This is a genomic window from Pseudomonas sp. PDM26, assembly GCF_019219185.1.
Classification (GTDB): domain Bacteria; phylum Pseudomonadota; class Gammaproteobacteria; order Pseudomonadales; family Pseudomonadaceae; genus Aquipseudomonas.
Window position 1 is genome coordinate 250,401 of sequence record NZ_JAHUWC010000002.1, and the last position, 18,092, is coordinate 268,492.

11 protein-coding genes and 1 pseudogene are annotated in these 18,092 nt (G+C 60.6%); 10 read left to right on the forward strand and 2 right to left on the reverse strand.

Annotated features, from left to right (window positions below):
- Positions 1 to 92 precede the first annotated feature (92 nt).
- From KW849_RS05140 to msrA, 10 genes are all read left to right on the forward strand, one after another.
- The gene (locus KW849_RS05140) at positions 93 to 422 is read left to right on the forward strand and encodes a DUF485 domain-containing protein (protein ID WP_150780962.1); all 330 of its coding nucleotides are present in this window, start codon (positions 93 to 95) and stop codon (positions 420 to 422) included.
- Complete coding sequence (locus KW849_RS05145) at positions 419 to 2,068, forward strand: cation acetate symporter (RefSeq protein ID WP_218428292.1); 1,650 nt, start codon at positions 419 to 421, stop codon at positions 2,066 to 2,068. The genes KW849_RS05140 and KW849_RS05145 overlap by 4 nt, the downstream gene beginning before the upstream one ends.
- 173 nt (positions 2,069 to 2,241) lie before the next feature.
- On the forward strand, positions 2,242 to 3,492 hold the full coding sequence (locus KW849_RS05150) for an OprD family porin (RefSeq protein ID WP_218428294.1): 1,251 nt from the start codon (positions 2,242 to 2,244) through the stop codon (positions 3,490 to 3,492).
- Positions 3,493 to 3,842: 350 nt separating this feature from the next.
- Positions 3,843 to 5,546, forward strand: coding sequence for an AMP-binding protein (locus KW849_RS05155; RefSeq protein WP_218428296.1), 1,704 nt, complete (start codon positions 3,843 to 3,845; stop codon positions 5,544 to 5,546).
- 102 nt (positions 5,547 to 5,648) lie between these two features.
- Positions 5,649 to 7,157 (forward strand): CoA-acylating methylmalonate-semialdehyde dehydrogenase, encoded by a 1,509-nt coding sequence (locus KW849_RS05160; RefSeq protein ID WP_218428298.1) that lies wholly within the window; start codon positions 5,649 to 5,651, stop codon positions 7,155 to 7,157.
- A gap of 158 nt (positions 7,158 to 7,315) precedes the next feature.
- Positions 7,316 to 8,212 (forward strand): 3-hydroxyisobutyrate dehydrogenase, encoded by an 897-nt coding sequence (gene mmsB / locus KW849_RS05165; protein WP_218428300.1) that lies wholly within the window; start codon positions 7,316 to 7,318, stop codon positions 8,210 to 8,212.
- Positions 8,209 to 9,297: an enoyl-CoA hydratase/isomerase family protein gene (locus tag KW849_RS05170; protein ID WP_218428302.1), complete on the forward strand. Its 1,089-nt coding sequence runs from the start codon at positions 8,209 to 8,211 to the stop codon at positions 9,295 to 9,297. The genes mmsB and KW849_RS05170 overlap by 4 nt, the downstream gene beginning before the upstream one ends.
- A 17-nt stretch (positions 9,298 to 9,314) precedes the next feature.
- Complete coding sequence (locus tag KW849_RS05175; RefSeq protein WP_218428304.1) at positions 9,315 to 10,466, forward strand: acyl-CoA dehydrogenase family protein; 1,152 nt, start codon at positions 9,315 to 9,317, stop codon at positions 10,464 to 10,466.
- A gap of 231 nt (positions 10,467 to 10,697) precedes the next feature.
- On the forward strand, positions 10,698 to 11,390 hold the full coding sequence (locus KW849_RS05180; RefSeq protein ID WP_218428726.1) for a TetR/AcrR family transcriptional regulator: 693 nt from the start codon (positions 10,698 to 10,700) through the stop codon (positions 11,388 to 11,390).
- A 281-nt stretch (positions 11,391 to 11,671) separates the two neighbouring features.
- Positions 11,672 to 12,178, forward strand: a complete 507-nt coding sequence (gene msrA, locus KW849_RS05185; RefSeq protein ID WP_108215682.1) for a peptide-methionine (S)-S-oxide reductase MsrA — start codon at positions 11,672 to 11,674, stop codon at positions 12,176 to 12,178.
- Positions 12,179 to 12,375: 197 nt separating this feature from the next.
- On the opposite strand, the pseudogene KW849_RS05190 reads toward msrA, so the two are convergent.
- Positions 12,376 to 13,504: pseudogene (locus KW849_RS05190) on the reverse strand (IS1182 family transposase); the annotation flags it as partial.
- 196 nt (positions 13,505 to 13,700) lie between these two features.
- Complete coding sequence (locus KW849_RS05195) at positions 13,701 to 18,080, reverse strand: response regulator (RefSeq protein ID WP_218428306.1); 4,380 nt, start codon at positions 18,078 to 18,080, stop codon at positions 13,701 to 13,703.
- Between the last annotated feature and the right edge of the window lie 12 nt (positions 18,081 to 18,092).

Sequence of the window (18,092 nt, forward strand, 5' to 3'; positions counted from 1 at the left end):
TCAGGTGACGCTCCGCTTCGGGACGTCGCCCGGGTACCCGTACGCCCCTCAAAAGGCCGGCAAACAACAACAATTAAAAGCGGAGCCTCACTATGACGACAGATCATCCGAACCACGCCCAGACCTGCGCCCAGGTCAGGGCCAATCCCAAGTTCCAGCGCCTCACCCGCCAGCGCGCGTTGTTAGCCTGGTCACTGAGCGGCGCGGTCCTGGCTGTCTATTACAGCTTCATCATGGTAGTGGCCTTCGCACCTGCCTGGCTGCACCTGCCGCTGTACGACGGCAGTCACCTCAGCCTCGGCATGCCGATCGGCGTGACAATTATCCTGCTGTCCTGGTTGCTTACCGCCTGGTACGTGAATACCGCCAACACCCGTTTCGACGCGCTCAGCGCGCAGATCCTCCAGGAGACCCGCGCATGAAACGCCTACTCGCCCTTCTCGCCCTCAGCCCCCTGCTGGCCAACGCCGCACCCATCACCGCGGAGAAGCAACCGCTCAATGTGCATGCCATCGGCATGTTCTTCGTCTTCGTCCTCGTCACGTTGCTGATCACTTGGTGGGCTTCGCGCCGCACGCGCTCCGCCGCCGATTTCTACAGCGCCGGTGGCGGTATCACCGGCTTCCAGAATGGCCTGGCAATCGCTGGGGACTATATGTCGGCAGCAACTCTGCTGGGCCTGTCGAGCATGGTATTCGCCAAGGGTTACGACGGCTTCGTCTACATCATTGGCTTCTTTGTCGGCTGGCCTATCGTCACCTTCCTGATGGCCGAGCGCTTGCGCAACCTGGGGCGCTACACCTTCGCCGACATCGTCTCCTACCGCCTCGATCAAACCCGCGTACGCAGCTTTGCCGCCCTCGGATCGCTGACCGTGGTGTGCTGCTATCTGGTGGTGCAAATGGTCGGCGCCGGTCAACTGATCAAACTGTTGTTCGGTCTCGACTACCGCACGGCGGTGGTGGTAGTCGGCGTGTTGATGTTGGTCTACGTGATCTTCGGCGGCATGCTCGCCACCACATGGGTACAGATCACCAAGGCGGTCCTGCTCCTGGCGGGCGGCACTACCCTGGTGCTGATGGCCATGAGTCGCTTCGACTTCAGCTTCGAGACGCTGGCCGCCCAGGCTGTAGCCGTGCATGCCAGTGGCGTGCAGATCATGGGCCCGGGTACCTTGCTGTCCGACCCAATCAACGCGGTGTCGTTATCCCTTGGACTGGTCTTCGGCATCGCCGGCCTGCCTCACATTCTGATGCGTTTCTTCACGGTGCCCAATGCCAAGGAGGCGCGTAAATCCGTACTGTTCGCCACGGTATTCATTGGCTTCTTCTTCCTGGTGGTCTGCGTCCTGGGCTATGCCGCCATCGTCATCGTCGGCACGGATCCTCAGTACTACGTCGATGGCAAGCTCGGCGGGGCCATGATTGGCGGCGGTAATATGGTGGCCATGCACCTGGCGAAGGCGGTGGGCGGCAACCTGTTTCTCGGTTTCCTCTCCGCCGTGGCTTTCGCTACCATTCTCGCCGTCGTGTCCGGTCTGGCCCTGGCTGGTGCCTCGGCCATCTCCCATGATCTTTACGCCTCGGTATTGAAGAAGGGCCGCGCCGACGAGAAAAAGGAAATGCGCGTGTCGCGCATTGCCACCGTCTGCCTGGGCATCGTAGCGATTTCCCTTGGCATTCTGTTCGAGGGCCAGAACATCGCCTTCCTGGTCGGCCTGACGTTCGGCATCGCCGCCTCGGCGAATTTCCCGGTACTGATCATGTCCATGTACTGGGGCGGCCTGACCACCCGCGGCGCCCTTTATGGCGGCCTGACCGGCCTGATCAGCGCCCTGGCCCTGGTGGTCTGCTCACCGTCGGTTTGGGTCGGTGTACTGGGACATGCCCAAGCGCTCTTCCCTTACGACCAACCGGCGCTGTTCTCAATGCCCCTGGCCTTCCTGGTCATAGTGGTCGCTTCCAGGCTTGATCGCAGCGAGCGCGCCGACCGTGAGCGCGCCGCCTATGCCGACCAATTCGTCCGTGCCCAGACCGGCCTTGGAGCTTCCATGGCCAGCAGTCACTGACGCTGCTTTTTCCGGGGCTGATGCCCCTAGCGCGAGTCCGCTCCTTTGCTTCGCGCTTTTTTACGCCCGACCTGCGCCGCTCGGCGCAGGACACCCAAAAAGCGCCCCTCCCTTGCCAACTCCAAATGGCGCGGGAGCGGCTCGTCGACAACAAAAACAACAAAAGGCATCCAATGAAATCTACCACCCTTACCCTGTTCCTGGCCGGCAGCGGCCTCGCAGCACAAGCTCACGCCGACTTCTTCGCAGACAGCACAGCCAACCTTGAGTTACGCAACTTCTATTTCAACCGTGACTATCGCCAGGACAACGCCGCCCAATCCAAACAAGAGGAATGGGCCCAGGGTTTCCTGCTGCGCTATGAATCGGGATTCACCCAAGGTTTGATCGGTGTCGGCTTCGATGCCATCGGTCTGGTCGGCGTCAAGCTCGATTCCAGCCCTGATCGCGCAGGCTCTGGTCTGCTCAAACGCCACCGCGACACGAGCAAAGGTGCACAGGACGAGTACGGCGAACTGGGCCTGACCGCCAAAGTGCGTGCCTCAAAAAGCACACTGAAACTCGGCACGCTGCTGCCGAAACTGCCGACGGTACTGGCCAACGATTCACGGCTATTGCCACAAACCTTCAAGGGCGGCCAGTTGACGTCGCTGGAACTCGAAGGCCTGACGGTGGATGCCGGGCGACTGACGCAGGTCAATCAGCGCGACTCCTCCGATTACGAGGACATGGGCATCACCCGCACCGGCGCCAAGGGCATCACCACACGTCATCTCGATAGCGACAGCTTCGATTTCGCCAGCCTGAACTACAAATGGACCAGCAACCTCGCCACCGGCTACAGCTACGGTCACCTCGACAATTTTTACAGTCAGCACTTGGTGAACCTGACCTACGTGTTGCCAGTCACAACCGGCCAGTCGCTGAAGACGGATCTGCGCTTCGCCCGTTCTACGGACGATGGCGGCAGCAATGTCGATAACAATGCGATTGGCGCGATGTTCACCTACAACCTCGGCGGGCATGCGTTGGGCCTGGGTTACCAAGGCATGAGCGGCGACACCGGCTACGCCTACGTCAACGGCACCGACGCCTTCCTGGTGAACTTCGTGCAGATCGGCGACTTCGCCAGCAAGGACGAAAAGTCCTGGCAGGCTCGCTACGACTACAACTTTGCAGCCATTGGCGTTCCCGGGCTGACCTTCATGACCCGTTACCTCACCGGCGACAACATTGATCTGGGCGGCAACCGTCCCCAAGGCAAGGAATGGGAACGCGATACCGACATCGGTTATGTCGTGCAGAGCGGGCCATTAAAGAATGTCGGGGTGAAGTGGCGCAACGCGACGGTGCGCTCGACCAACTTCGGCAGCGACCTGGATGAAAACCGCCTGATCCTCAGCTATACCCTGGCGCTCTGGTAAATCCCCCCGCCAGACGGGGCCGCTCGCGTCGCCTGACGGTGCGAGTGGCCTCATCCAACGCGCCACACCTATGATTTTTTTGCACAACGCACCGGTTTTTATGAGCATTTTTAATTGATTTTTGCATGCATATACTGGGCTCAAGCGCTTGGTCATGAACCGGGCCAGACCCAACAAAAATAAACAAGGGCATACACCGTGAAGACATCCATGCTTGCCGCCGTCTCCCCGCTCTCAGGTACCTGCACGCGTCTCGTACGCATTGCTGCCCGCAGCGAAGCCACCCTCGCCGCCTGACCATCCCGTACCTGTACCCGCGCCGATCGTCACCACGATCGATGGAGACTCCAATGAACAGCAACTGCCAACCCTTCCTCGCCGCTCGAGACTTCCTGCTGGCCCACCGTACTGACTACACCGCTGCCGTGCGTGACTTCCGCTGGCCGCAACTGAACGAGTTCAACTGGGCACTGGATTATTTCGATGCCATGGCCGAGGGCAACCAGGCCAACGCCCTGTGGATCGTTGAAGAAGACGGCAGCGAACAGCGCTACAGCTTCCAGCAATTGGCCGCGCGCTCCAACCAGGTGGCCAATCACCTGCGTGCCCTTGGCGTGCGCCGCGGCGAACGCATCCTGCTGATGCTCGGTAACGACGTCGCCCTGTGGGAAACCATGCTGGCCGCCTTCAAGCTTGGCGCCGTGGTTATCCCCGCCACCGCCCTGCTGACCTCCGATGACCTGGGCGACCGCATCGAGCGCGGCCAGGTTCGTCACTTGGTGGTCGGCAGTGCCCATGTCGACAAGTTCGTCGGCCTGGGAGACGGCTGCAGTCGCATCTGCGTCGGCCCGGCTCCCGCTGGCTGGACCCCGCACAGCGCCGCCAGCGAATATTCCGAGCACTTCGACGTCGAAGGCCGCACGCTAGCCACCGACCCGATGCTGCTGTACTTCACCTCCGGTACCACCTCCAAGCCGAAGATGGTGCTGCACAGCCACCAGAGCTACCCGGTCGGCCACCTGTCGACCATGTACTGGATCGGCCTGCAGCCGGGTGACCTGCACCTGAACATCTCGTCACCGGGTTGGGCCAAGCATGCGTGGAGCTGCCTCTTCGCACCGTGGAACGCCGGCGCCTGCATCTTCATCCACAACGTCGCGCGCTTCAGCGCCCTGGCCCTGCTTGGCGCGCTGGAGCGCTATGGCGTCACTAGCCTGTGCGCCCCGCCCACCGTGTGGCGCATGCTGATCCAGGAGGATCTGGCCAGTTACAAGGAGCGCCTGAGCCTGCGCGAACTGGTGGGCGCCGGTGAGCCGCTCAACCCGGAGATCATCGAGCAGATCCTGCATGCCTGGGACTTGCCGCTGCGCGACGGCTTCGGTCAGTCGGAAACCACCGCTTTGGTCGGCAACACGCCCGGCCAGCTGCTCAAGCCCGGTTCAATGGGCCGTCCATTGCCGGGTTACCAGGTGACTATGCTTGACCCCGACGGCGTACCCGGCGATGAGGGTGAAGTAGCCCTGCCGCTGGACGTGCGTCCCCTCGGCCTGATGCTGTGCTACGAGGACAGCCCGGAAAAAACCGCCGAAGTGATGCGCGACGGCTACTACCGTACCGGCGACACGGCGCAGATCGACGCGGATGGCTACATCACCTTTGTCGGTCGCGCCGACGACGTGTTCAAAGCCTCCGACTACCGCATCAGCCCATTCGAGCTGGAAAGCGCGCTGATCGAGCACCCGGCGGTGATGGAAGTGGCCGTTGTACCAAGCCCAGACCCGCTACGCCTGGCCGTGCCCAAGGCGTTCCTGATCCTGGCCCATGACGAACCCGGCAGTGCCGAGCTGGCCGCCAACATCCTCGCCTTCGCCCGCGAGCACCTGGCGCCCTACAAGCGGGTGCGACGTATCGAATTCGTCAGCGAACTGCCCAAGACCATTTCCGGGAAGATCCGTCGGGTAGAACTGCGACAAATGGAAGTGCAGCGCCGCCAGAGCGATGCACGCGGCGCGCAAGAATACTTCGAAGAAGACTTCCCGCACCTCAAGGGCTGAACCCGGGCCGGTACGCCGGCCCTTCTGAATTCAAACGCGACCGCTCGGCCAACCAGGCCGAGGGGCTTCACTCGACCTAAAGAAAGTAGGCAGGACCCGAAAATGACCTCATCCAGCATTCCAACCGTCAAGCTCCTCATCAACGGCGAATTCGTTGAATCGCGCACCACTCAGTGGCGCGACGTGGTCAACCCGGCCACTCAGGAAGTTCTGGCCCGCGTACCCTTCGCCACCGCCGAGGAAATGGACGCCGCCGTGGCCAGCGCCAAGGAAGCCTTCAAGACCTGGCGCAAGACGCCGATCGGCGCCCGCTCCCGGATCTTCTTCAAATACCAGCAGCTGATCCGTGAGAACATCAAAGAACTGGCTGCCCTGCTCACCGCCGAACAGGGCAAAACCCTGCCGGATGCCGAAGGTGATGTGTTCCGCGGCCTGGAGGTGGTCGAACACGCCACCTCCATCGGCAACCTGCAGATGGGCGAGTTGGCCAACAACGTCGCCAACGGCGTCGACACCTACACCTTGATGCAGCCGCTGGGCGTGTGCGCCGGCATCACCCCGTTCAACTTCCCGGCGATGATCCCGCTGTGGATGTTCCCGATGGCCATCGCCACCGGCAACACCTTCATCCTCAAGCCGTCCGAGCAAGACCCGCTGGTGACCATGCGCCTGGTCGAACTGGCCCTGGAGGCCGGTGTACCCAAGGGCGTGCTCAACGTTATCCACGGCGGCGTCGACGCGGTGAACCTGATCTGCGACCACCCGGACATCAAAGCCGTATCCTTCGTCGGTTCGACCAAAGTCGGTACCCATGTCTACAACCGCGCCACCCAGAACGGCAAGCGCGCACAGTGCATGATGGGCGCGAAGAACCACGCCATTGTCCTGCCCGATGCCAACAAGCAGCAGACGTTGAACAACCTGCTGGGAGCCTCCTTCGGCGCCGCCGGTCAACGCTGCATGGCCCTGCCGGTGGTGATCCTGGTGGGTGAAGCACAGGCCTGGTTGCCGGACCTGATCGAGCGGACCAAGACCCTCAAGATCAATGGCGGCACCGAGCCTGGCACCGACATCGGTCCGGTGATTTCCTGCGCGGCCCTGGACCGCGTCCACAGCCTGATTGCCAGCGGCATCGAAGAAGGCGCCAAACTCGAACTGGATGGACGCAACCCGAGCGTGCCTGGCTACCAGGACGGCAACTTCGTCGGCCCGACCATCTTCTCCGGCGTCACTGCGCAAATGTCGGTGTACCGCGAAGAAATCTTCGGCCCGGTGCTGTGCGTCATGCACGCCGCCAGCCTGAGCGAGGCGATCGAGATCATCAACGCCAACCCGAATGGCAACGGTACCGCCCTGTTCACCCGCTCTGGCGCTGCGGCCCGTCATTTCCAGGAAGAAATCGACGTCGGCCAGGTAGGCATCAACGTGCCGATCCCGGTACCGGTTCCGCTGTTCTCCTTCTCCGGTTCGCGCGCCTCCAAGCTCGGTGATCTGGGCCCCTACGGCAAGCAGGTGGTGACCTTCTACACCCAGACCAAGACGGTCACCCAGCGCTGGTTCGACGAGGATGACACCGGCGGCTCGGTGAACACCACCATCACCCTTAAATGATCTCTGCCGGCCGGCGCCAAGCGTCGGCCGGCCAGGAGCTGAACGATGCAATTCGCTGTTTGCCGGCCACGACCAAAAGGAAGGCATGCAAGCCTTCGTCGAAAAGCGTGCGCCGAATTTTCTGCACCGCTGATCCCCACTCGCAAAAGGTAGTCATCATGCATATCGGATTTCTCGGCCTCGGCAACATGGGCGGCCCAATGGCCCGCAACCTGCTCAAGGCTGGCCACAGTCTGACCGTCTTCGATCCTTTCCCGCAGGCGGTCGCCGCCCTGGTGGAGGCCGGTGCCAGCGCCGCTGACTCGCCCGCCGCCGTGGCCAAAGCCAAGGTTGAGGTGATCATCACCATGTTGCCGACCGCCGACCATGTGATGCAGGTCTATCGCGGCAAGGACGGCCTGTTGGCCAATATTGGCCAAGGCGTGCTGTTGATCGACAGTTCGACTATCGACCCGCTAAGCGCTCGCGAGGTGGCCAAGTTCGCCCTGGCCCAGGGCAACCCGATGCTCGACGCGCCGGTATCCGGCGGCACCGGTGGCGCGGCGGCAGGCACCTTGACTTTTATGGTCGGCGGCCCAGTCAGCGTGTTCGACCAAGCCCTGCCGATCCTCTCGGCCATGGGCAGGAACATCGTGCACTGCGGCGGCGCAGGCAACGGCCAAGTGGCCAAAATCGCCAACAACATGCTGCTCGGCATTTCCATGGTCGGCGTCGCCGAAGCCATGGCCCTGGGTGTGGCCCTGGGCATGGACGCCAAGGTGCTGGCCGGTGTCATCGGTACCTCCACCGGTCGCTGCTGGAGCTCGGAGATCAACAATCCGTTCCCGGGTGTGCTGGAAAACGCTCCGGCCTCGCGTGGTTACAGTGGCGGCTTTGGTACCGACCTGATGCTCAAGGACCTCGGCCTCGCCACCGAAGCAGCGAAACATGCGCGTCAGCCAGTGGTGCTCGGTGCTGCCGCCCAGCAGCTGTACCAGACCTTCAGCCTGCAAGGTAATGGCGGTCTGGACTTCTCCGCCATCATCAAACTGTTCCGTGGGGAAGCAAAAGCATGAGCGGGCAGCAACCCCCGGTGCTGGCCAGTGTGCGCAACCGCATCGGCCACCTGACGCTGAATCGACCACGCGCGTTGAACACCTTGGACCTGCCCATGGTGACACTGTTGTGCCGGTACCTGCGGGTGTGGGAACAGGACCCGGAAATCGTCGCCGTGACCATTCGTGGCGCCGGGGAAAAAGCCTTCTGTGCCGGTGGCGACATCCGGATGCTGTATGACAGTCACAAGGCGGGCGACAACCTGCACGAGCTGTTTCTCGAGGAAGAGTACGCCCTTGACGAGTACCTGCATGGCTATTCCAAACCGGTGCTGGCGCTGCTGGATGGGTTCGTCCTGGGCGGCGGCATGGGGCTGGCACAGGCTGCCTCACTGCGGGTGATCACCGAGCGCACGCGGATGGGTATGCCGGAAGTCGGCATTGGCTTTTTCCCCGATGTCGGCGGCAGCTATTTCCTGCCGCGCCTTCCGGGGGAGCTGGGTATCTATCTGGGGGTCACAGGCTGCCAGGTACGTGCCGCCGATGCGCTCTATGCCAACCTGGCCGACTACTATCTGCCCAGCGAGCGGCTGGCCGAACTGGATGCCGCCCTGGATCATCTGAACTGGACCCGTGCGCCCGACGAAGACTTGCAAGATCTGCTCGCTGGCCTGGCCACCGAGCGTATTGCGGGATCGGAACTCAAGGCCTATCGCCAGGTGATCGATGAATACTTCGCCCTGCCTGATGTGCCGGCGATTCGCAACGCGCTGCAGCGCGAGCAGCGTCCCGAGCTGCGCGACTGGGCCGAGCAGACGGTTGAGCTGCTCGACAGCCGCTCGCCGCTGGCAATGGCCGCGACACTGGAGCTATTGCGTCGCGGTCGATACCTGAGCCTGGCCGACTGTTTTGCCTTGGAGTTGCACCTGGGCTACCAGTGGTTCGACAAGGGCGACCTGATGGAGGGCGTCCGCGCCCTGATCATCGACAAGGACAAGATCCCACGCTGGAACCCGCCCTCCCTGGGGGAACTGGTACCTGCGCGGGTGCAGGCCTTCTTCAGAGACTATCGCCCAGCCTCTGGCAACCCCCTTCGCACCGCCTGATCGGCAGGAGACTCGCAATGCACGATATCGAATTGACCGAAGAACAACGCATGATCCGCGACATGGCGCGCGACTTCGCCCGCAGCGAAGTCGGCCCGCATGCCCAAGCCTGGGAGAAGGCCGGCTGGATCGATAACGCCGTGGTGGCGCAGATGGGTGAACTGGGCCTGCTGGGCATGGTTGTGCCGGACACATGGGGCGGCAGTTACACCGACTATGTGGCCTACGCCCTGGCCGTGGAAGAAATCTCGGCCGGCGACGGGGCGCTCGGCGCATTGATGAGCATCCACAATTCAGTGGGCTGTGGCCCCTTGCTGAAATATGGCAGCCCGTCCCAGCAAGATAGCTGGTTGCCGCTTCTGGCCAGCGGCCAAGCCATCGGCTGCTTCTGCTTGACCGAGCCACAGGCCGGCACCGAAGCACACAACTTGCGCACTCGCGCCGAACTGCGCGATGGCCAGTGGGTGCTCAACGGCGCCAAGCAGTTCGTCAGTAACGGCAAGCGCGCCAAGCTGGCCATCGTCTTTGCCGTCACCGATCCGGAGCTGGGCAAGAAGGGGCTGTCGGCCTTCCTGGTGCCGACCGACAATCCCGGATTCGTGGTCGACCGCAGCGAACACAAGATGGGCATCAAGGCCTCCGATACCTGCGCGGTGACCCTGAACAACTGCTCGATCCCCGAGGCCAATCTGCTGGGCGAGCGCGGCAAGGGCCTGGCCATTGCCCTGTCCAACCTGGAAGGCGGTCGCATCGGTATCGCCGCCCAGGCCCTGGGCATCGCCCGCGCCGCGTTCGAGGCCGCGCTGGGGTATGCCCGCGAACGCATCCAATTCGGCAAACCAATCATCGAACACCAGAGTGTGTCCAACTTGCTCGCCGATATGCACACCCGGCTCAATGCTACCCGCCTGCTGGTGCTGCATGCCGCACGCCTGAAAAGCGCCGGGCAACCGTGCCTGTCAGAAGCTTCGCAGGCCAAGCTGTTCGCCTCGGAAATGGCCGAACGCGTGTGCTCCAGTGCCATGCAGATCCATGGCGGCTACGGCTATCTGGAGGACTACCCGGTAGAGCGCTACTACCGTGATGCGCGCATCACCCAGATCTACGAAGGCACCAGTGAGGTGCAGCGCCTGCTGATCGCCCGCGAGCTGGTCCACTACGTGCTCTGAGCCCTTGGCTGGACGCGCCCTGCGTGCGGCTGTCCCCCTCTTCCGTCTCCCTTAGAGGACATCAACCAGAATGTCACCCGTGCAGCTTCGCTGGCCCACGAAAATGCCCAGGCAGCAGACCGGTCCAACGAGGCCAGCCAGGAATTGGGCCAACTGGCGGGTCAGCTGAATCGGCTATTGGGGCAGTTTCGCGGATGAAGGTGAATGAACAACTATCGAGGTGTTAATTCCATGACCAACGCCCAGCCAGTAACGCCCCGTTGCGCCAGCCCGAATTCCCTTTCAGCGGGACCTGTCGAACAAGGGCACCACTCGCGCTACATGGAAACCCGCCACAAAGCACTCGAGCTGTTCGCCAGGTGTGGTTTCAGCCGGGTAAGCATGCGCGATCTCGCCACTTATCTAGGGATCAATGTCGGCTCCATTTACAACCACATCGATAGCAAGGAAACACTGCTGTTCGAGCTGATCGAGGAACTCTACGAACAGTTGCTTCACGGCGCCAGCCTGGTGAATCGTCGCAAATCCGCACCTGCGGTACGACTGCACGGCCTGCTTGAGGCGCACCTCCTGCTGCATGAGCGTATGGGGGCGCATTTCCGCCTGGCGGAGTATGACCTCCATTGTCTGAGCAGCGAACAGCAAGCCTTGATCCTGACCTTGCGTCGGCGCTATGAGGAACACTTGGTGGGAACGATAGAGCAGCTCACGGGTACACCGGTGAGCTTCACCCAGCGTGCTACCTTGAGCAGCATCGTTTCCCTGCTCAACCAACTGCCTGCCTGGATTGGAGAGTCCCAGGCAAGTAAGGGAGCACGACGCAAGCTGCTGCATGAGATAGTCATGGGTGCCCTCCACGGTGCATTGCAGGCGACTCATACCACCGGTTGCAAATTCCCGGAAAAACCAATCACCTACCGCTAGTGAGACAGCCCCCTATAAATGCCAGTATTCGGTTATAGCTCGTTGAGGTAGTCCCTTTTATCGGCTGCACGCTAACATACTGGCGGGTTCAATCATGGTCTGACTCCGGCGGTTTTCTGTCTGCCGCCACCGCCAGGTTTGAGGTGATTGCGATCCTTCGCGACAGGTAGTAATCGGCCAAATGCGGTCATTCCAGTTCTGTTTGCGCGAAACCTTGGAATTGGCCAACACGCCCTCATAACAATGGCTATACCCAACTCCTCCGAGAGGAACGACAGACCATGACCAGACAAACCGAAACTGCCATTCTCGCCGGAGGTTGCTTCTGGGGCATGCAGGATCTGCTGCGACGCTATCCCGGTGTGCTGCACACGCGGGTCGGGTACACCGGCGGCGATGTGCCGAATGCCACCTACCGCAACCATGGCAACCACGCCGAAGCCATCGAGATCGTCTTCGACCCTGCCGTGATCAGCTACCGGCAGATCCTTGAGTTCTTCTTCCAGATACACGACCCCAGCACGCCCAACCGTCAGGGTAATGACCTGGGCCCCAGCTACCGTTCGGCGATCTACTACCTCAGCGAACAGCAACGCGACATCGCCGAGGACACCGCTGCCGATGTCGATGCTTCACACCTGTGGCCAGGCCGGGTTGTCACCGAAATCGAACCGGCGGGACCTTTTTGGGAAGCGGAGCCGGAGCATCAGGATTACCTCGAGCGTATACCGAATGGCTACACATGCCACTTCATCCGCCCGAACTGGAAGCTCCCCAAGCGCGCCTGAGAGTCGTGCTTGTGAAGCGCAGAAGTGACCACTTCTGGTCCAGAGTGTGTAAAAACGCTCTGACCTCATCGTCTTGGATCATCGACCTTCGTTGGCTGAGCGATCGCACGGTCAATGCTGCGGGTCGCATCGGTCGTGACCTGGAATACGTCAACGCTGTTTTTACAGCCTCTGGGATGGGCCAAAATCAGCCTTTTTCAGGCCGTCAGCGCTTTCATCAAACCGTTGGCACCGATGATTTTCATCACCCGTTTCAAGTTGTAGGCGAGCACATTCAAGCTCATCTCCGCACTCACCCCGGCCAGCTTTCGCGTCAGGAAGTGCGCCGCCCCCATCCATTGTTTGAGCGTCCCGAAGGGATGCTCAACCGTCCGTTTTCGGACTCGCATCATCTCTGGCGCTTTGCTCAGCCGAAGCTGCATTTCCGCTAAGACGGCTTCATGCTCCCAGCGTCGAACTCGTCGTTCCGTGCTCGGCGTACACTGTGCTTTCAACGTGCAGCCCTGGCATTTCGAACTCCAGTAACGATGCAACTTCAGGCCTTTTTCAACGTTGGAATAGCGCCAGATCAGCGCCTCTCCAGCCGGGCAAATGTATTGGTTTTTTTGCCGCGTCATAGATGAAGGCATCGTTATTGAAACGCCCGTCAGCCTTGGCTCCAGAGGTCATCGGCTTGGGCACGTAGGCGGTGATGCCGGCATCGTGACAAGCGAGGATCTGTTCGCTTTTGAAGTAACCTCGGTCAGCCACTACCGACAACGTATCTGACGCCATCGCCTCGCGGGCCTGCTTGGCCATCGAGCTGAGTTGATCGCGGTCGGAACCGACGTTAGTCACCTCATGCGCAACGATCAAATGGTACTGAGTATCGACCGCTGTCTGCACGTTGTAGCCGACGATTCCCGTGCCACGCGTCATCATGGAGCGGCTGTCGGGATCGGTCAGTGAGACCTGTTTATCCGGCGATTCGTTGAGCTGAATTTCGATCGCCTGAAGCTCTTTCATCTGGGTTTTGAGCTTGGCGATTTTCTCTTCCAACCGCACGGTGCTGGGCTCGGTAGCTGTGGGTTCTTGCCGATCAGCAGTATCGAGTGCCGTCAGGTAACGGTTGATGCTCGATTCAATTTCTTCCATTCGCCGCTTCAGTTTGGCGCTGGTGAAATTGCGGTCGCGATTGTTGACTGCCTTGAACTTACTGCCCTCGATGGCGACCAGATGTTCTCCAAACAATCCCAACTGCTGACACAGCACGACGAACTGGCGACAGACGCCCCGGATGGCCTTGCTGTTGTCTTTTCGGAAGTTAGCGATGGTCTTGAAGTAAGGTGCCTTGGCCTCGATGTTCACCTTGGATAAAGCGCTTCATGGGCGATCCCTGCGATGAAATCCTCAGAAATCATAGCAAGGGTTCGCGAAGGCGTTTTTACACACTCTGGGCCGGTAACGGCCCTTCGCGACAGGCACAAAACGGCCAAAAGTGGTCAGCTTCAGGTAAAGGTTAGCGGCTACCTGCTTACCCAATTCATTCATCCTGCAGGAGCTTCAAGGCGCGATCAAAGTCGAACAGTTCCACCTGCGCCGCGGCGAGTGCCAAACGCTCTGCCAACGCACGATCGAGTGGCATATTGCGCAGTCCCGCAAGCAGGTCCAAAGCCGCTGTGTCACCTTCGTCCAAAAGAACCATAAGCCTGTTCAGCTGCTCGCTGATTGCCGAGTCGTCCAGCAGGTAACCATCCGTGGAGGCCGGTGTGTCTGCCTTGAGATCGGCTAGAGCCGCCAGGATCGGGTGCAGGCAATATTCGACCTGCGTCGCCAGCGCTTGCACCTGCGTAGCAGGCTCGCCGTTCTGGCAGGCCTGTTCCAGCAAAGCGCAGGCCTGCGCCACGGCTTTGGCGCCGATGTTGCCGGCGGTGCCGCGTAAACTGTGCGCCAGTCGTCCAGCGGCGCTAACATCCGGATCGATCCGTGCGGCCTGGAATTGCTCGGCAAAGCCTGTCTGAGTATCGCGAAACTTGCAAAGCAGGCGTAAGTAGAGATCTCGCCGCCCCATACAGGTGGCGAGACCCGCAGCCAAGTCAATGCCCTCAAGATGATCTGGCAACCTGTCCGCGAAACCCACGTTCAGCAATGCTTTAGCGGCTCGTGGCTTGATCCATTTTGCAATTGTGGCGAACATGGTTTCGACATTGAGTGGCTTGGAGATATGGTCGTTCATGCCGCATTCGAGCGCGCGCTCGCGGTCACCGTCCATAGCGTTGGCGGTCATGGCGATCACCGGTAAAGTTCTAAAGCGCGGTTGCTGGCGAATCTGCCGGGTGGCAGTGTAGCCATCCATCACTGGCATCTGGCAATCCATCAGCACGCCATCGAAGTCGACATCCTCGGCGAGGATGTCTAGGGCCTCCCGACCGTGCGTGGCGAGTCGCAGGCGTATTCCGACACTCTCCAGCAGCTCGCTGGCCAGTTCCTGGTTCAGATCGTTGTCTTCGACCAGAAGCAGCCGCGCTCCATTGAGACTGGCTACGGTACTGACATTCTGTTGATAGCGTTCGCGAGCCCGAGTATCGCCGTTCGTGTCTTTGCCCAGCACCACACCGATGGCTTCGAGTAACGAGGACGGCGTGACTGGCTTGGTCAGTACTACCGGCAACTGGATGCCCTGGCGTTCGGCTTCTTCGCGGGCTTCTTCGCGGCCAAAAGCGGTAACCATAATGACCGATGGCGTGCGCTTCAGACCGGCGGAATGCATTCTGCTTACGGCTTCCATACCATCCATGACGGGCATCCGCCAGTCCATCAAAACCAGATCGTAAGGCAGCGCCTTGTGTTCGGCGTCGGCCAACATGCGCAGCGCCAGACTACCGTTCTGCGCGACATCCACTTCCAGGCCAAAGCTGCGCGCCATGCCCGAGAGAATTTCACGCGCACTGGCGTTGTCATCCACGACCAGTACCCGCATGCCAAGCAGTTCACCGGCCTTGAACATACGGCGCGGCTGCAGTCCTTGCTGCACTCCGAATTGCACCTGGAAGTGGAACGTGGAGCCGACCCCCGGTTCGCTTTCAACCCAGATTTGGCCGGCCATCAGCTCCACCAGCTTCTTCGAGATGGACAACCCCAGCCCGGAGCCCCCGTACTTGCGAGTGATAGAACTGTCAGCCTGACTGAACGACTGGAACAGGCGTGAACACTGCTCGACGGTCATGCCGATGCCAGTGTCGCGCACCCAAAAGTGCAGTTGCACGTGTTCGTTGTGTGAACCAACTTCTTCCACCCCGACCACGATGTCACCGCACTCGGTAAACTTGGCCGCGTTGTTGCCTAGGTTGATCAGCACTTGCCCCAGTCGCAGGGGATCGCCGAGCAGGGAAGTGGGCAGGTCGGGCGGGATCTGGAATAACAACTCCAACCCCTTGTTCTCGGTCTTCAGGCCAATCATGGCGGCAAAGCTGTCGAGTACGTCCTCCAGGCGGAATGGAGCTTGTTCGAGGCACATCCTGCCAGCCTCGATCTTGGAGAAATCGAGGATGTCGTTAATGATCCCCAGCAGGTTCTCCGCCGAGCGGTGCACCTTTTCAATGTAGTTACGTTGACGCTGGTCCAGTTCGGTACGCAGCGCCAAGTGGCTCATCCCGATGATGGCGTTCATCGGCGTGCGAATCTCGTGGCTCATATTGGCGAGGAACTCGCTCTTGGCCTGGGTGGCCTCTTCGGCCGTTGCTCTTGCCTCTGCCAAAGCAGTCACGTCGATGTTGATGCCGGTTGCGCGCAATGGCTTGCCGTCCTGTGTGCGTGAGAAACGGTTGAGCGACCGAAACGTGCGTACCTTTCCATCATTTTTGCGCACGATGCGAAAGTCGAATTCGACGCGATCATCTCCACTCTGGACGGCGCTCTCGAACGTGCTGCTGACCCGAGCCACATCCTCGGGATGCACCAGCGCCTTCCAGTGCTCCAGAGTGCCACCGAAGGCGCCAGTCCCAAGACCAAATAAGGTTTCCAGCTGGGGCGTCCAATAGTTTGTGCCGCTGACCAGATCAACGTCGAACAGACCGATGTCGCCGGCCTCTTGCGCCAGGTTCAGGCGATCGCTGGCAGTCCGCAGCTTGGCTTCCATCGCCCTGCGCTCACTGACGTCGCGCACCGAGGCACACACGCAGACACCACGCCCCTCCAGACGCGGCAGATGGGACAGACCGATTTCGACCGAGAATAGACTGCCGTCTTTGCGCACTCCGCTCAGATCATCGAGGTCGCCGCCCATCTGCCGAGTTCCACCGCTGGCAATAAAATCGTCTCGTAACCTGACATGCCGCTGGCGGGCGGCTTGCGGCACTAGACGCTCGATGCTGGCGCCAATCAGCTCACCGCGTTCATAGCCAAACAAGGTGTCCATTTGCGGATTGGTCATCAGAATGTGACCGTCGGCACCCAACACCAGCATGCCGTCCGGCGCCGCCTCGATGATGCCGCGATACCAAGCCTCGGTGGCGCGTAGCTCAGCCTGCTGGGTTTCCAACTCTCTGGCTTGGTGCTCCAGCTGTAACGTTTGCGTCCCCAGTTCGTCTGCCTGGCGGCGAGTCTCCAGCAGCAGCGCCTTGGCTGCCTCACTGCGTTCCATGATGGCCATGGCACCGGCCAGCCTAGGCAAAACTTCTTGCAAGAGTAGCGCTTCGTTCTCTTCCGGTTGGCGAAAACCGGCCATTTCCACCACCCCGAGCAGGCGTTCACCACGCAGCACTGGCTGAACTATCAGGACGCTGGCGGGAGATGCCCCCAACTGCGTGCGTACATGCCAAAATGATTCGGGCAGACTCTGAAGTTGACGGGGTTGGCGATCCATTGCGCACTGGCCAAGCAGCCCTTCACCGAGCTCAAGTTCAACGGGCAGAGGGTGCTCACTATCCACCGCGTAACCGCCAACCAATCGCAGGCGCGACGCGCCATCATAGAGAACGTAAAGCGCTCCCTGGTACATGCCCAACTGCGGTGCCATGTGGCTGAAAAAAGCCTGGGCCAACTGTTGCGGCGTCTCCGCTTGTTGCAGATCCACTTGCAAGAGCGAAGTGTGGTTTTTAATCCAGCGCTGGCGCTCAAGCTGACAAGCCTCCACCTGCAGCGTGGCGATGGCACGTGCCAAGTCACCGGTTTCGTTGCGAAGGTCGGTATGGGGGATATGACCGTCCAGCTTGCCGGACGCCAATTCGTCCACCGCCTCGCGGACGCGATTCAGCGGCACACGAATGGAATAACTGACCAGCCAGGTCAACAGCAAGGCCAACGACGAACCGCCCAGCAGCAACACATAAGTGATCGTGGTACTACGCTGCGCATATTCGGCTAGATTCTTCGCCGTATCGTGGATGTCGGCTTCCTTGTTTTTCTCGATCTGAGTGAGAAGCCCGTCGCTTCCCTGTTCCAGCGCGAGAAAATCCTTACTGTTGAGCAACATCAAGGCTTGACCCAGGGAGCCCTTGCCGGCGAATTCCAGCGCTTCATCGCCATCTTTTTGCAGACGCTGCAATACCACTTCGAATTCAAGCAAGCTGTTGAGACTGCTCTGTCGCCGCAGCGTCGGGCGCACCTGCTCCAAGGCTTCGTGGAGTCGCTCATGGGCGACATCCATCTGGGCTCTGGCGCTGATGCGAATGTCCGCATTGTTGGTCGCGATCGCACGTTGCATTGCCAGCAATAGATGCGGCAACTGCACCCGAACCTCCTGCACATGCTGGATACCCACCAAATCCTGCTGGTACAACTGCTGCATTTCGTTCCGGAGCGAATACTGGGTGCGCAGGCTTTGCACACCCAGTATCAGAACCAATATCAGAAGCGCCGCGAAGCCGATGATCAGTTTTCTGCGCAGGGACAGGCGCTCGAGCATCTCGAACAGTCTGTTCATAAATGGCCTCGT

What these genes read in the sequence shown, in the direction of transcription:
- KW849_RS05170 (WP_218428302.1), top strand. Translation starts at nt 8,209, where the DNA reads ATGAGCGGGCAGCAACCCCCGGTGCTGGCCAGTGTGCGCAACCGCATC.
- KW849_RS05145 (WP_218428292.1), top strand. Translation starts at nt 419, where the DNA reads ATGAAACGCCTACTCGCCCTTCTCGCCCTCAGCCCCCTGCTGGCCAAC.
- KW849_RS05160 (WP_218428298.1), top strand. Translation starts at nt 5,649, where the DNA reads ATGACCTCATCCAGCATTCCAACCGTCAAGCTCCTCATCAACGGCGAA.
- KW849_RS05180 (WP_218428726.1), top strand. Translation starts at nt 10,698, where the DNA reads ATGACCAACGCCCAGCCAGTAACGCCCCGTTGCGCCAGCCCGAATTCC.
- msrA (WP_108215682.1), top strand. Translation starts at nt 11,672, where the DNA reads ATGACCAGACAAACCGAAACTGCCATTCTCGCCGGAGGTTGCTTCTGG.
- KW849_RS05155 (WP_218428296.1), top strand. Translation starts at nt 3,843, where the DNA reads ATGAACAGCAACTGCCAACCCTTCCTCGCCGCTCGAGACTTCCTGCTG.
- KW849_RS05195 (WP_218428306.1), bottom strand. Translation starts at nt 18,080, where the DNA reads ATGAACAGACTGTTCGAGATGCTCGAGCGCCTGTCCCTGCGCAGAAAA.
- KW849_RS05140 (WP_150780962.1), top strand. Translation starts at nt 93, where the DNA reads ATGACGACAGATCATCCGAACCACGCCCAGACCTGCGCCCAGGTCAGG.
- KW849_RS05175 (WP_218428304.1), top strand. Translation starts at nt 9,315, where the DNA reads ATGCACGATATCGAATTGACCGAAGAACAACGCATGATCCGCGACATG.
- mmsB (WP_218428300.1), top strand. Translation starts at nt 7,316, where the DNA reads ATGCATATCGGATTTCTCGGCCTCGGCAACATGGGCGGCCCAATGGCC.
- KW849_RS05150 (WP_218428294.1), top strand. Translation starts at nt 2,242, where the DNA reads ATGAAATCTACCACCCTTACCCTGTTCCTGGCCGGCAGCGGCCTCGCA.